Origin of the sequence: Anabaena sp. UHCC 0204 (genome assembly GCF_009711975.1) — a bacterium.
GTDB lineage: Bacteria > Cyanobacteriota > Cyanobacteriia > Cyanobacteriales > Nostocaceae > Dolichospermum.
In genome coordinates this window covers 1-13,337 of the sequence record NZ_VIKW01000031.1, presented here as the reverse complement: position 1 = coordinate 13,337, position 13,337 = coordinate 1, and the positions used below count along the sequence as shown (strand labels likewise).

General features: G+C 36.6%; 14 protein-coding genes. 4 read left to right on the top strand and 10 right to left on the bottom strand.

Going from position 1 to position 13,337, the window contains the following annotated elements; translation table 11 throughout:
- Positions 1-97 precede the first annotated feature (97 nt).
- The 4 genes from FJR04_RS20295 to FJR04_RS20280 all read right to left on the bottom strand — a co-directional run bounded on the left by FJR04_RS20295 (position 98) and on the right by FJR04_RS20280 (position 2,405).
- Positions 98-613, bottom strand: a complete 516-nt coding sequence (locus FJR04_RS20295; RefSeq protein WP_168498152.1) for a peptidylprolyl isomerase — start codon at positions 611-613, stop codon at positions 98-100.
- A gap of 154 nt (positions 614-767) precedes the next feature.
- Complete coding sequence (locus tag FJR04_RS20290; RefSeq protein ID WP_168498150.1) at positions 768-1,346, bottom strand: hypothetical protein; 579 nt, start codon at positions 1,344-1,346, stop codon at positions 768-770.
- A 56-nt stretch (positions 1,347-1,402) separates the two neighbouring features.
- Positions 1,403-1,993 carry a Uma2 family endonuclease gene (locus tag FJR04_RS20285; RefSeq protein WP_168498148.1) on the bottom strand — a complete coding sequence of 197 codons (591 nt, stop codon included), beginning with the start codon at positions 1,991-1,993 and terminating at the stop codon, positions 1,403-1,405.
- Positions 1,994-2,198: 205 nt separating this feature from the next.
- Positions 2,199-2,405 (bottom strand): hypothetical protein, encoded by a 207-nt coding sequence (locus FJR04_RS20280; protein WP_168498145.1) that lies wholly within the window; start codon positions 2,403-2,405, stop codon positions 2,199-2,201.
- Between the two features lie 234 nt (positions 2,406-2,639).
- On the opposite strand from FJR04_RS20280, the gene FJR04_RS20275 reads away from it, so the two are divergent.
- Positions 2,640-3,038: a lipocalin/fatty-acid binding family protein gene (locus FJR04_RS20275; RefSeq protein WP_168498143.1), complete on the top strand. Its 399-nt coding sequence runs from the start codon at positions 2,640-2,642 to the stop codon at positions 3,036-3,038.
- 157 nt (positions 3,039-3,195) lie between these two features.
- Here FJR04_RS20275 and FJR04_RS20270 read toward each other — a convergent pair whose 3' ends face one another.
- The 5 genes from FJR04_RS20270 to FJR04_RS20250 form a co-directional block, all read right to left on the bottom strand.
- A complete protein-coding gene (locus FJR04_RS20270; RefSeq protein WP_168498141.1) occupies positions 3,196-3,969 on the bottom strand; it encodes a hypothetical protein in 774 nt (257 codons plus the stop codon).
- The gene (locus FJR04_RS20265) at positions 3,962-5,089 is read right to left on the bottom strand and encodes an AAA family ATPase (RefSeq protein WP_168498139.1); all 1,128 of its coding nucleotides are present in this window, start codon (positions 5,087-5,089) and stop codon (positions 3,962-3,964) included. The genes FJR04_RS20270 and FJR04_RS20265 overlap by 8 nt, the downstream gene beginning before the upstream one ends.
- A 30-nt stretch (positions 5,090-5,119) precedes the next feature.
- Complete coding sequence (locus tag FJR04_RS20260) at positions 5,120-5,368, bottom strand: hypothetical protein (RefSeq protein WP_168498137.1); 249 nt, start codon at positions 5,366-5,368, stop codon at positions 5,120-5,122.
- A 52-nt stretch (positions 5,369-5,420) separates the two neighbouring features.
- Positions 5,421-5,636, bottom strand: coding sequence for a hypothetical protein (locus tag FJR04_RS20255; RefSeq protein WP_168498135.1), 216 nt, complete (start codon positions 5,634-5,636; stop codon positions 5,421-5,423).
- Between the two features lie 119 nt (positions 5,637-5,755).
- Positions 5,756-8,872, bottom strand: a complete 3,117-nt coding sequence (locus tag FJR04_RS20250) for a DEAD/DEAH box helicase (RefSeq protein WP_168498133.1) — start codon at positions 8,870-8,872, stop codon at positions 5,756-5,758.
- 336 nt (positions 8,873-9,208) lie between these two features.
- Between FJR04_RS20250 and FJR04_RS20245 the strand changes: the two genes are divergently transcribed.
- Positions 9,209-9,433 carry a DUF433 domain-containing protein gene (locus FJR04_RS20245; RefSeq protein ID WP_168498131.1) on the top strand — a complete coding sequence of 75 codons (225 nt, stop codon included), beginning with the start codon at positions 9,209-9,211 and terminating at the stop codon, positions 9,431-9,433.
- Complete coding sequence (locus tag FJR04_RS20240; protein ID WP_168498129.1) at positions 9,430-9,771, top strand: DUF5615 family PIN-like protein; 342 nt, start codon at positions 9,430-9,432, stop codon at positions 9,769-9,771. Before FJR04_RS20245 ends, FJR04_RS20240 begins: the two co-directional genes overlap by 4 nt.
- Positions 9,772-9,787: 16 nt before the next feature.
- Here the strand turns inward: FJR04_RS20240 and FJR04_RS20235 are convergent, their stop codons facing one another.
- Positions 9,788-11,089 (bottom strand): site-specific integrase, encoded by a 1,302-nt coding sequence (locus FJR04_RS20235; RefSeq protein ID WP_168498127.1) that lies wholly within the window; start codon positions 11,087-11,089, stop codon positions 9,788-9,790.
- Positions 11,090-11,637: 548 nt separating this feature from the next.
- Here FJR04_RS20235 and nifK point away from each other — a divergent pair.
- Positions 11,638-13,173, top strand: a complete 1,536-nt coding sequence (nifK, locus tag FJR04_RS20230) for a nitrogenase molybdenum-iron protein subunit beta (protein ID WP_168498125.1) — start codon at positions 11,638-11,640, stop codon at positions 13,171-13,173.
- The last annotated feature ends 164 nt before the right edge of the window (positions 13,174-13,337 follow it).

Sequence of the window (13,337 nt, the reverse complement as noted above, 5' to 3'; positions counted from 1 at the left end):
TTGATCGGATTAGTTTTTATGTGGAGTTCTTTCATGAGAAACAGGGAATTTTGCCTGAAGATATGTGCGGAGAAAATCTCCGCACCAATTTTTCTGTTTATTCGTGAATTGTAACTTTGATCATTTTAACTGGAGTTTTTGGGCGATCGCCTTGTCCCGTTGGAGTCGTTTCAATGGCTTTCAATACATCCATGCCTTCAGTAACTCGACCAAAAACAGGATGCTTGGATTGACCGGCTGTAAACCAATCTAAATAGGAGTTGTGGACAGTGTTGATGAAAAACTGGCAACTTCCACTATTAGGGGCCCCCGTATTAGCCATAGACAGAGTTCCTGGTTCATTGGAAATTTTCCCGTCTTCAGGATGCTCATCTTGAATGCACCCATCAGGACTATTACCCGTTCCCGCACGAGGAGAGCTAGGATCTTTACTGTGAGGACAACCAAATTGCACCATGAAGTTTTTAATCACACGGTGGAAATGGAGACCATCATAAAAGCCACTTTTAGCCAATTTGATGAAATTTCCAGCCGTTATGGGCATAACATCGGTGAATAGCTCAAGAGTAATAGTACCAAGGGAAGTTTCCAGAGTTGCGGTGGGATTTGCCATGAATATTGAATTACTAATCTGTGCAATGGGTTATTTTGTCGCTTCTAGTTTACCCAAAATATTGAACATAATGTTGACTAACATCCACAACTTTTCAAACTAACAATTTCTACTTGTGATAAAAAACTCAAGATCAGGTTGTTTTCTCGGCATTTTAATCTGGGAAAGCTAAACCAGTTCTCGGATCTCTGATATATAATCCCAGTGTCAAACTCCGCATCACTTCATCCCAAACAGGTATTAATTGTTCTGCTTGATCTGCCCAATAATCAAAGGTAATTAAACATTGAATATTAGAACCTAAACCCACGCAAGTCCGAGAAAAAGCTTCCCTTGGTTCTGCTTGAGTATCAATAAATTTAATTTCACACCACATAATTCTGGCAGTTTGTCGCTTGACGGTAATCACTTCTCCTCTTTCAATCACATCACGGCTATCATTTTCCATGATTTTTTTTAAAGTAGATTTGAGAGGAAATAGAGTCCAATCATTAGCTGGTAAATGATTGTAAGATACCTCTAAACAACAATCATCATCAGGTGGTTTCTTATCCATGAACTTAAATGATTTTTCCTGTGGTTCAGATATCCAACCGCGAGGAACATTGAAACGTACAGCCCCTCTACCTGCGACAAAAATATTATATTCTGGGGGAGATTCCCAATGATGATCTGGTTTTAATTCCAGAGTTTCTTTAATCCACTTAAACTTGGTTTTTTTACGTTTTGTCATAATCGTAATAAGTCACTAAATTTGATTTTACAGTAATATTTATTTGCTAGAATATGTTAATTGTATTGTGGTGATTCAGTTTCCAATCCAACACCATCATAAAGCATTTCTATCGGAAATTCAAATTCGATACTTGATAAAGTGATGATGTCTCCAGCAGTGTAGGGATAATAAAGCCACATTCTTCCTTCTCCTCGACAATAACGTTCAACGGATATTTTTTCAGAATCAATTAAGATGTATTCTTGTAAACTGGGCATTGTTAGATAATATCTGAATTTTTCACCTCTATCTTTACTGCTTGTACCAGGAGAAAGAACTTCAACAATTAATTTGGGATTTTGAATAAATTTACGGGCGTTGAGGTCTTCAGGGTGACAACTGACGATAATATCAGGATAGAAGTATGGACTTTTAGGGGTTACTTGTACTTTCACATCTGATACATTGACTCGACAACCTCTAGGACGCAGATGAGAGTATAGAGGTCTGTAAAGATTGAGAGCAATATCATTATGGGGAATTGTACCACCAGTCATGGCAAAGACTTCGCCGTTTATGTATTCATAGCGAATATCTTGGTCAAGTTCCCATTGGAGATATTCCTCAATGGTCATTTTTTGCGGTTGTTGGGGAATGGCTATCATATCAGGATTTTTTTAAGTTTGTTTTGATTATAGCAACTACAATTACAACTATTTTCAGGTTATTAAAGTATATTTTAATAAAAGTTATAGAGTGAAAAATGCTACAATTAAATATTCATCTACTGTAGTGCATAAATTTTAACGCCGTTATCTCAATTTTTAAACAGCATTAACAGACTGAAAAAATGAAACATTTTAGGACAAATCAAAATAGCAAATTGGCTGTTTGTCTATCTAGTTGTGTAATCTTCATCTGTTTTTTTCCGTTTTGCTTGTATGTATCTGTTTGGTTTGCCTTTGCCATTGGACCGACGAATTGTACTTTACCAAATAGGTGTTCACAGTTGGAAATAAATACCAAAAGCATTCTGTCATTACTTGTTTTATTGGGGGTAGGATTTGCAGTTCCCATAATAGTTGCAAGTTCTGTTGGAAAAGGTTTTCGTCGCTAAATTAGTTCCGTTTAGTGTCTCGTCTCACAGCAGAGATATTTTAGAATAAGATCGAGGGAAATTCGTAATTCTAGAAGACTTTAGATTATATTCTGGATGAGTTAACATGGCGTAGAAGAGCTAAACAAACTCTTGACTAAACACCAATTTTCAAATATAGTTCTTTTCAATCTGAATTATATGAAAGTTTCATCATGACTGTACAAATAGCCGGAAAATATAGCTTTGTTTCCCAAGAAAACTTCGAGGACTACTTGAAGGCTGAAAATGTTGGGATGATAACGCGAACGGTGTTGGCAAAAACCACGCCAGACATGATTGTGGAGATTGACGGCGACAACTTTACCATCACCACCGTCACCAATCTAAAGACTATCAAGATTAGTTTTACCTTGGGAAAAGAGTATGATTGTGACCCAGGAACGAACAAAGTTGACAAATACATCACTACTTTGGAAGGGGGTGACACCTTGGTGACTAAGAAGGTTGAGGATACCTCTTCTACGTCTTCCACAAAGTTTACTAGCGATCAAATGATCATGACTATGACAACGAACGAAGTCACTGCAACGAGAACATTCAAGAGAGCTTAAACAAATAGGGCTTGATATTTGGCGTTGCTGATAGCCATATTGAATATGAAATGCCAAAATTACGTTTTTTGTACTTTTTGACGAAACTAATTCATATTGCGACTTAGCAACGCCTGCTGTTCATATTTCGCGATCGCACTCAACTCTATAATATTCCTCATTCAGATAAAATAATTGCAGCTAATCGTTCCTCAACTTCACAGATATAATCTGTCAAACCCGTATCAACTCCTCTTTCTCGTAAATGTTTTAAACTTGTATCTTCCCAACACTGCTTTTCCCGTTCCATATTTCCTGTAAGTTGTTCAACAACTACTTTTACATTTCTGATTCGTTCAGGTTCTTTCTCAGAAGTAGCACGTAATCTATGAGACTCTATGCAAGGATCAAAACTCAATTTATTTTTGATTTCTTCGAGAATTTGTTCCTCTTGTTGATTAGATGAAATAAACCCATTTAAAACCCATGCTTCACGTTTTGGATCAGCCGCACCAATGATAATTTCTAATTTCGGCGTTTTATTAATATGTGCTGAACGTGCTTGCTCAATTCCTTCTTTACGTTCCGGTTGATTATCTAAATCACGGATAAAAATAACAGCTTTAATATGTCGTGTTTTTTGCAAAAAACGTACTAAATTAAGAATCTTGATAGATGCTGCTCCATCAGCTTCTAAAGATACACCCTTACTATAATGACCTAAATATCTGGGTTCATTATATTTTAGTTGTTTTTTTGCATCATCAATAATTTTTCTAATGTCTCTCCAACAAGAAAATTCTGTCCCTTCCTCTAAACCAGTCCACTGAAAACAATGTTGCAGAATATCATTATCTAACCAATCGAATTTTTCCTGCAAAACTCGCTCGGCTAATTTAGTCGCTATTCTGGCATCTGCACCACTTTCAACTATGACAATAAACTCAGTCACTGACTTCTCCTTCTACCACCCAATCTTCACCTTCAGCATCCCAAAATTCACCAGTCGTTAAGGTTTCTTTTGCCCATTCTACATCAGGATGTTCATCCAAACGTTTAGCAATTGTAAAACCTGATTTACTGTTATTTAATATGTGGACTTGAGAAGGAGTAAGTGCATCAATAATATAAGGGGAATGAGTAGAAAAAATAATTTGCAGGTTAGGATTTTCGGCAATTATTTCTTTAAAAACAGTCATTAACTCACGTTGTGCTTTAGGATGAAGTCCCTGTTCTACATCATCTAATAAAACTAAATTAGGTTGATTAGGATTCATTAGTACAGTTAATAATCCTAAAGTTAACATTGTTCCTTCGCTAATTGCATGGGCTGGAATACGTTCACCTGTATTCATATTTAATATAATTTCTTGTCCTATCATTTCTTGATTTTCTTCATAGGAAATAGATTTACCATCTACTTCGATTAAACGTTTGCGAATGACTGGAACTTTTGCTCGTTTGATGCCAACTTTGCGTACATTTGGAACAATTTGACTCAATTTTTCTTCTATTAATTGAAATTGATCTGGAGCTTCATCACGCAAAAAATCTAAAGTGGGTGCTAATCCTGAACCATCGAACTCAATTCTCGGTGTAACTTCATCACTGTAAGTTGCTTTGGCAAGGTTGCTGGCAATTAATTTTAAATAGATAGTATTTTTTAAAGATTGAGGAATCTTGGATATATCTCTAAAACGTGGATCTTGATCCCAATTATATTGATGTCCATCTATACTTAATATTATGCTGGAATTGTAATTATAAATTTTTTCCTCTTCAATACTGTAGAAAAATTTCCACTTTTTCTTAAAATTATCTTGCCAATAACCACTCGCAGTTATAGACATTCTTTTTTCACCCATTGTTGTAATAAATTGAGGTGAATTTTCATTTTCAAATATTTGTGTAGATAATGAATGAGTAAGCATACTTAAACTATACAAAGCTTGTAAAACCGTTGTTTTACCAGCACTGTTTTTTCCTACAATTCCATGTAATCGGGAATTGTCAAAATTGAGTTCTGTAGATTTATGGCTTTTGAAATTATGAAGTATTAGTTTTTCTAGCATATTTTTATCTATATCTATGGATAAAGAGTTTTAGTAATGGGCATGGTTTTGAGTAGCAACAGCAGCGTTAATATAACTGAATATGTCGTCAAGTTCCCCCATCGCCTCTAATTCTATTGCTTCCTCTGGAGTGAGGGTATTTAATTTGTTTTTATCAAGGAGTTCTTGCATCCGTTCCCCTAGCTTATCGGTAAATTTGAATAGCATGAGGTTGTTGATATGCTTGATGCAGATTCCTTCAGGTAATAATTGGGATGGTTTAACGAGTGTATTTGTCATTGGTGGATTATCTTTAGTTTTCTTGATTTTATCATTGGAAAATCTTTAAAGTTTAGCCATTGTGCTTTTGTTCGTCCGCTTCTAGTAGTTGAGCAAGTTGATGTGCGGCTGCATGGGAATTAAGCGGTGATAAAATAGAATAGGTTGCTCCCTGTTCTAATGATGGTTCTTCATCCCTAGATAATTCGGAAACTAGAAACTGCATTACTTTTAGTTTGTCTGCACGATTTAGATTTCGCAGAGTGGGAAATAGTTTTATAGCGTTCATAATTGTTATGGTGGGGATTAGACTTTAATTGTTATCATCCGTCACTTGGGATTTGAGAGAGTGCGATAGCGAAACACTCCGTAGGAATCGCTATTTAGAATTGATGAAAATTCGAGCGTCTAATGAACAATTGCAACTAAGGCTACAGGAATTGCTACAAAATAACTTGACTCCTCATCAAGAAAACTATCACCACCCATAATCAAAGAATCCTGCACCCATTGAGAAATTGCCTTTCCTACTGATTTAGCCTGTTCAATTTCTTCTAATGATAGAGAGACTGCACCTTGAGTAATTTCTTTTTCTAAGAATGTAATCATTTCATGTACTTCATTAGCAGAAGCACCATCAGGATTCATAGGTTGACTAAAATCAGTAGTAGTAAAACAATAATAAGTCAGATACTTAGCTGAATCTGATGATTTACTTTTTTCCAGTTCTCGTAATGGATGAGTTGCAAATAGCAAGTAAGAACAATCTTGACAATTAGGAAAATTTTGGTACAAGTTGTATGCCGAAACAGCTAAAAAATCTGCTTGTTTTTGTCTAGCAAGAGATTGAGTTAAACTTCCTATTAGATCGGCTCCAATCATAGGCTTATGTTGTTTTATACCTGCATCAGTTTCTGTTAAAAGCCACGGTAGCAACCCTGCTAATTTATTGAGATTTTTTTCTTGGCTAAAAAGACCAAATTCTGGATCAAAGTTAAATTTAGATTTGTTATCTCTACCTTGCCAAATTACCAGAACTTCAGAAGTTGCTGATTCCATTTCTGTTTTCTCTTCCCCAAAAACAGGACGTTGCCACTCTTTAGCCTCAAAAGCTAGTTTATGTCTGTAAGGATCATATTCAGTAACATTTAAATCATGCCAAACTTTCAGGCGTTTGAGTAGCTTATATCGATCAAGCACCCATTGAAGTTTTAGTTGCTCTTGCTCATTTAATTTACGGAGTTCTTTCTCCATTAGATTGCTATGTTCCTGGGCTTTTTTCAAAATTTCGTCTACATTACCCTTATCATTAGCTTCATCAACTGCATTAATAATCTTTTCCTCCTGCTTATTATCAAGTTGCCCTAAAATTTTAAGCTGCATCCGGTGATCTGTTACTCCTGCTTTGATTAGACGGTCTAATAAAGCAGTATCTCTTTTTTCAGCTAGTGTACCTTCTAAAATCAAGTAATAAGCAGTAACGTCGGAAATTTGTCCTAAGCGAGCAACCCTCCCATTACGTTGCATTAAAATGGCAGGATCAGGACTGATATCCCAATGCACAACTTTATTTGCTACTTGAAAATCTAATCCTTCATCCGCAGCAGAAGTGGCTACAAGGATACGGTAATTTTTGTTGCGATCATAAAATTTCTTGACTACTTCCTTACGCTCATCAGAACTCATTCCACCAGTGAGGGCAAGACTTTGTTTTGGGAAAGTTGCCGTAATAATAGCAGTAGTTTGTAGGACTTCAGTAAAGACTAGAAACCGAGAATCTGGGTGTTCTTCAAGCATAGCTCTTAGCCAGTTCAGCTTGGCATTTTCCACACTTGTACCTGATGCCAATAAATTTAATGCTAATTCTGATACTTCTAATATTTCCTCTATTGTTGCTTCCAAGTCTGGATCGTCGTCGTTATCATTTTTGCGCTTGATATTATCTAGTATGGTTTTCTGAAATTCGTAAATTCGAGGTATACTACCTTCTCCTAAATGTTTAGACCCAAAAGAAAAGTTACTGTCAGACGGAAAAAGAATCTCTTTAGCATATTCTATGTCTCTATCCTCATCAAATTTTGCTAGGCATTTGGAAATCTCCCGAATTAACCTTCTCAATTGTTTTGTATCATCTGATATATCTCCTTTATACATTTTTTCGTTTTGCCATTTAGGATGATGACGGACAGACCAACGAAATAACCAACAAGCACCAGCTAAAGAACTACTTGTCAAACGAGTTTCAAGATGTGCAGTAGCAAAACCTCCAAAACTATCATTATGATCTCGATAAATTCTCTGTACAGTTTTTTTGATTTTCTCTAATGTTGATAGATATTCTTCATTAGTTTTTTCAAGAGTTGGTGATCCTTCCCGGTGTGGACGAACTATGTTTAATTTAGGAAATAATCGCTTATCTAACCAATTACGAATCTCATCCTGTTGTCGCCAAATCACTGTTACAGGTGAATCATCTTTTGATATTGCTGCTAAAAGCTCATTTTTGCCAATATCTTTAGCATAGCCATTTGTCAATGCTGTTTGGTGTGTCAGTAATCGCAATAAATTTGTAAATTGATTAGCAGAACGAAAGGGTGTAGCACTCATTAGAATTACTAACTCTGGTGGTTCAGAGTCTTTCCAGAATTTACCTGCAATCATTTGATAGGCAGCTTTATATGCTTGTGTTGTATAAGTTGCCGATTCTACAGACTGACCATTTAAATCATCATTGCTGGAACAGTGATGACACTCATCAATAATGATGATATTTGGCTTAATTCCTACTGGTAATTGCTTTTTACTTTTATCTTCAAGATATAGTCTAGCTGCGTGCATACTAGCAATACGAATACCTTTCTGGCTAATAGAATCACCATAATCTCTAAAAGAATCTACAACACTAATAATGCTGTCATCACCAGAATCTTTAATTACACTACGCAATTTTTCTTTAACATCTTCTGTCAAACCGCCAGATGTTAAATAAAGACAACGAAAATCCTCTTTTTGAGTAATTAGCTTATCTCTTAAAATTAAAGCTACTTCAATAGTTTTGCCTAAGCCTACTTCGTCAGCAATCAAAATGCGTTTGATACGAGATTCCTTAGTTTTGACATACTGCTGTAATGCTAGTTGATGAGGAAAAGGATCTTTGTCACTAGCAGTAATTCGCCCAGAATAAATATTTGCTAATAGCTCTAATGCACCAAGCCTCAAAACTGTTTTAATATGATGATCAGGCTTTAATTCATTTTGCTCAAGAACACTTTCACCTGGATAGTAAGCGCGTTTTTCTTTAAGACGTAAAAATAATTCGGGAAATTTTTCCTTGATCATTCCCCTTCGACGTAAGTTTTTGAAACGAATACCCCGCCCATCTATGACGCTGTTTTCACTGTCCGTTGTTTCAATTGCATAGGCTATATGAGTGTAGGCGTTGCGATCTCCGCTATCAGGATCAGCCCAAACAATATCTGCGTGATTACCGTTTTCAGATGGAATTTCAAAGAGCCTATATGTCATATCTGTATCCTCAGAAGATTTTGATAATCGTTAACTTGCTAATCATGAATCTTAGCAATATGTTTAACTAAATACCTACATGGAAATTACTTATTATACAAAACTTTTATATACAAGAAGGTCTAAAAATATACATACATCATAAAGTTTAATATATTAAAATATACTTTTAATACTGTACACTTTCTATTTTTTGATAAAATTATATGTTGTAATATTCAATTTAATCCAATATTTAAACTCTTATTCAAAAACTATGACATTATGCTAATAATCATGTAAAATAATATTATTCTTAGCTACTTAACACTAGGTTTATAAAAAGGAAAAACCGTTATGGAAAAGCGAATAACTATTCATCCAGATATTTGCAATGGCAGACCTGTTATTACTAACACTCGAATTTCTGTACAAACAATTATAGAATTTTTAGGTGCAGGTGATTCTATCGAGGAAGTTCTAGAAGAATACCCATCTTTAGAACGAGAAGACATTTATGCTTGCATCCAATTTGCGGCAAAATTGATGGGGAATCATTACGAAGTGAGAAAAATTGCATGAATGGGTTTTTATTTGATGAAAATCTCCCCACTAAAATCCAATTTACTCCATCTTTACCCGTAATTCATGTTTCTATTTTAGGTAATAGTCCGAGTGATACCCAAATCTGGGAGTATGCAAAGGAAAAAGAATTGGTGATTGTTACTAAAGATGCAGATTTTTCAGATCGGTTGATGGTTGATTCTTCTCCACCTAAAATAGTGCATCTACGTTTTGGGAATATGCGAAAACGTGAATTTCACTCATTTCTAGCTAAAGTTTGGACAGAGATTGAAATGTTAGTCATTGATCACAAGCTAATTAATGTTTATTCGGATCAAATTGAAGCATTTAAATAGTGTTATGGTGCATTACTTAACTCCGTTTATAAACCATTTCCATCCTCAACTTCTCCACCTCAATCTTCAACCTTTCATTCTCCATTTTCAACCCTGTATTTTCATCCTTAATCAACTCCACCTCATTCCGTTTACTCAAAGCCTGATTAATTGCCAACTTCCGCATATCCAAAGAAAACCAACGTTGATAAGTTTTCGTATGAATCTGCACACTATGACCCAAATTATCCGCCGCAGCCTTAATCGGAACTCCCAAAATATGCGCTCTAATTGCCCAACCATGACGTAAATCATAAGGTTTAAAATTCAAACCGATTTTTCTAAACCACCAACTCACCCTTTGAATTAAAGCCGTGATTTCCGCATGATTATTCTGGTCTTTTTTACTAATTGCTATTGCCAACATTTCTAAATACTTCGGATTTCTCAAATCAAATTCATTAATCCATTCCTTATATAAAGGTAAAGCTTCCCTTTCACCAGTTTTACAATCTTTATCAACCTTCCAAGTTAAATCTGTATTTTCATCACTTAACCACCAATCAATATGAGGATTAACAAAAAGCTCACGGGGACGTAAACCAAAAACCGCCAACATTCCATAAGTCCAACGCCATAATTGCCAACTATCTTTGACATCTTGATTAACTTGCTTACCGCGATTATGCAGATATTCATCAAACTTGTAAAATCCAGTAACTATTTCCTTATCAGTAGGAACATTGCGAGAATTACTTTCAGGTACTTTAGAATAATTAGTTAAATTGATCTCAATTTTAAAAAGTTGACAAAAAACAGAAATAGCCCTCACAGCATTATATTTAGCCCATTCCTTATCTATTTTTTCAATCGCATGAATCAAAACTTCCCCAATTGCCAAATCATCAGCATTTGTATAACGCTTAATTCGAGAAAAATAATAGAAAAAAGTATGTTCACTTTTAGTAGTGCGTTTATGGGTTTTAAAATATTCCTCCTCAAACCTTCCCAATAACTCACCAATAGTTCGTAAATCCTTTTTAATTGCCTCATTTCCCAAATATTTATTATTCCAGACAAAAGTTTGCCTAGCAACTAACTTTCCTAATTCATAAGCTTCTTCTTCAGCCGTTTTCAGTCCATCAAAGTTAGCCGGAAGATTCAAAGTGATATTGTATTGTTTTCTTCCAGTACCCCTTGTGTCCTGATCTCCCGGTTTAATAGGTAAAGTTGCCCGTAATTGCAGACATCCATTGGATTCCCGAATTGTTACCCTAGTCTTCGCAGACTTCAAACGCAGATTTACCTGCTGTATTTCCCATAATAGCTGTTCCTTCATCCTTTGCGTCTTTGCTCCTCTGCGCCTTTGCGCGAAACTTAACTCTGAATCTTTCAGACTATATTTAGACAAAAAATAAAGGAGTTAACTGCAAACATAGTTTATCCCTGACATTGCTCACTGCAAACATAGCGGAGTTAAAAGCTATTAAACCAGCAAAATAAATACTCCGGTCCTTACCACGGTTACGACGGATTCGCAATCTTCGCTCGTGACATGGATTTGGCGCTCAACAGCCCAACATGGGGATTAATCGGCGCTCCCTGGAACAAAAAAGCTCAAAAAGCTAAAGCAAAGGCTAAGGCTTCCGTTTAGAGAACAGATAGGGGTAAAACCTGCCAGTACAGGGATAGTCTGGGGTTTGGCCCCAGGGGGGAGTTAGGAATTCAAGATTCAAAATTAAAAATTCTAAGTTTTGGATTTTGCATTTTGAATTTTGAGCTACATTTCGCACTCCCCACCACAAGATTACGGGCAGAAAAACCCACCAAAGGGAGCGGAAACACCGCCCCTAAGGCAAACACAATACACAGCTTGGAGATATAGAAATGCCTCAGAATCCAGACAAGATTCAGGATCACGTTGAGCTATTCCACCAGCCAGAATACCAACAACTGTTTGAAAACAAGAAACAGTTTGAAAACGCTCACACACCAGAAGAAGTCCAACGAGTTTCCGAATGGACAAAAAGCTGGGAATACCGGGAAAAGAACTTTGAACGTACAGCTTTAACCGTTAACCCCGCTAAAGGTTGTCAACCTTTAGGTGCTATGTTTGCGGCTGTAGGTTTTGAAGGTACTCTTCCCTTCGTTCAAGGTTCTCAAGGTTGTGTGGCTTACTTCCGTACCCACTTAACTCGTCACTACAAAGAACCATTCGCCGGCGTTTCTTCTTCCATGACAGAAGACGCTGCTGTGTTCGGTGGTTTGCAAAACATGATTGATGGCTTGGCTAACTCCTACAAGCTATACAGTCCTAAGATGATTGCTGTTTGCACCACCTGTATGGCAGAAGTTATCGGTGATGACTTACAGTCATTTATTGGTAACGCTAAAGAAGCTGGTTCAGTTCCTCAAGATTTACCAGTACCTTTTGCTCACACACCTAGCTTCGTTGGTTCTCACATCACTGGTTACGACAACATGATGAAGGGAATTCTGACTACCTTAACCGCAGGTAAGAAGAAAACCAAGAGCAACGGCAAAATCAACTTCATTCCTGGTTTTGATACCTACGTAGAAAACAACCGCGAAATTAAGCGAATTGCTTCTTTGATGGGTATTGACTACACCTTGTTGTCTGATAACAGCGATTATGTTGACTCACCTTGTGATGGTGAATACAATATGTATCCAGGTGGTACTAAGCTAGAAGATGCAGCAGATTCCATTAACGCTAATGCTACTATTGCTCTTCAAGCTTACTCCACAACCAAGACCCGTGAATACATCGCTAAAGACTGGAAGCAAGACGTTTCAGTTTCCCGTCCTTGGGGTATCAAGGGAACTGACGAGTTTTTGATGAAACTCAGCGAATTGACTGGTAAGGCTATTCCTGAAGAATTGGAAATTGAACGCGGTCGTGCAGTTGACGCAATGACTGACTCCCACGCTTGGGTTCACGGTAAGCGTTTCGCTATCTACGGTGATCCTGACTTAGTTTATAGCGTAGTTGGTTTCATGCTAGAAATGGGTGCTGAACCTGTACATATCTTGGTTCACAACACCAACGAAGTATTCGAGAAAGAATTGCAAGAATTGTTAGATTCTAGCGTCTTCGGTAAGTCCGCTAAAATCTGGGGTGGTAAAGACTTGTGGCATCTAAGATCATTGTTGTTCACAGAACCAGTAGACCTGTTAATTGGTAACTCCTACGGTAAATACCTGTGGCGCGATTGTGGTGTACCTTTGGTAAGAATTGGTTATCCTATCATGGATCGTCACCACTACCACCGTTATGCAACTGTTGGTTACAAAGGTATCATCAACCTGTTGAACTGGATTGTGAACACAGTATTTGAAGAAATTGACAACAACACCAATGTTGCTGGTAAGACCGATATTTCTTACGACTTAGTTCGTTAAGAATGTCTGTAAGGGTGGGATTTTCCCATCCTGGAGAATAAACAAAGGGGATTGGGACATAGGCAATTTACCTAAAATCCTATCCCCTATCTCCAGTTTCTAGCTTTTATTTTTATTCCTTTCATCTATTTGCAGGATGAATTACGTTATCTTCAATCAATACC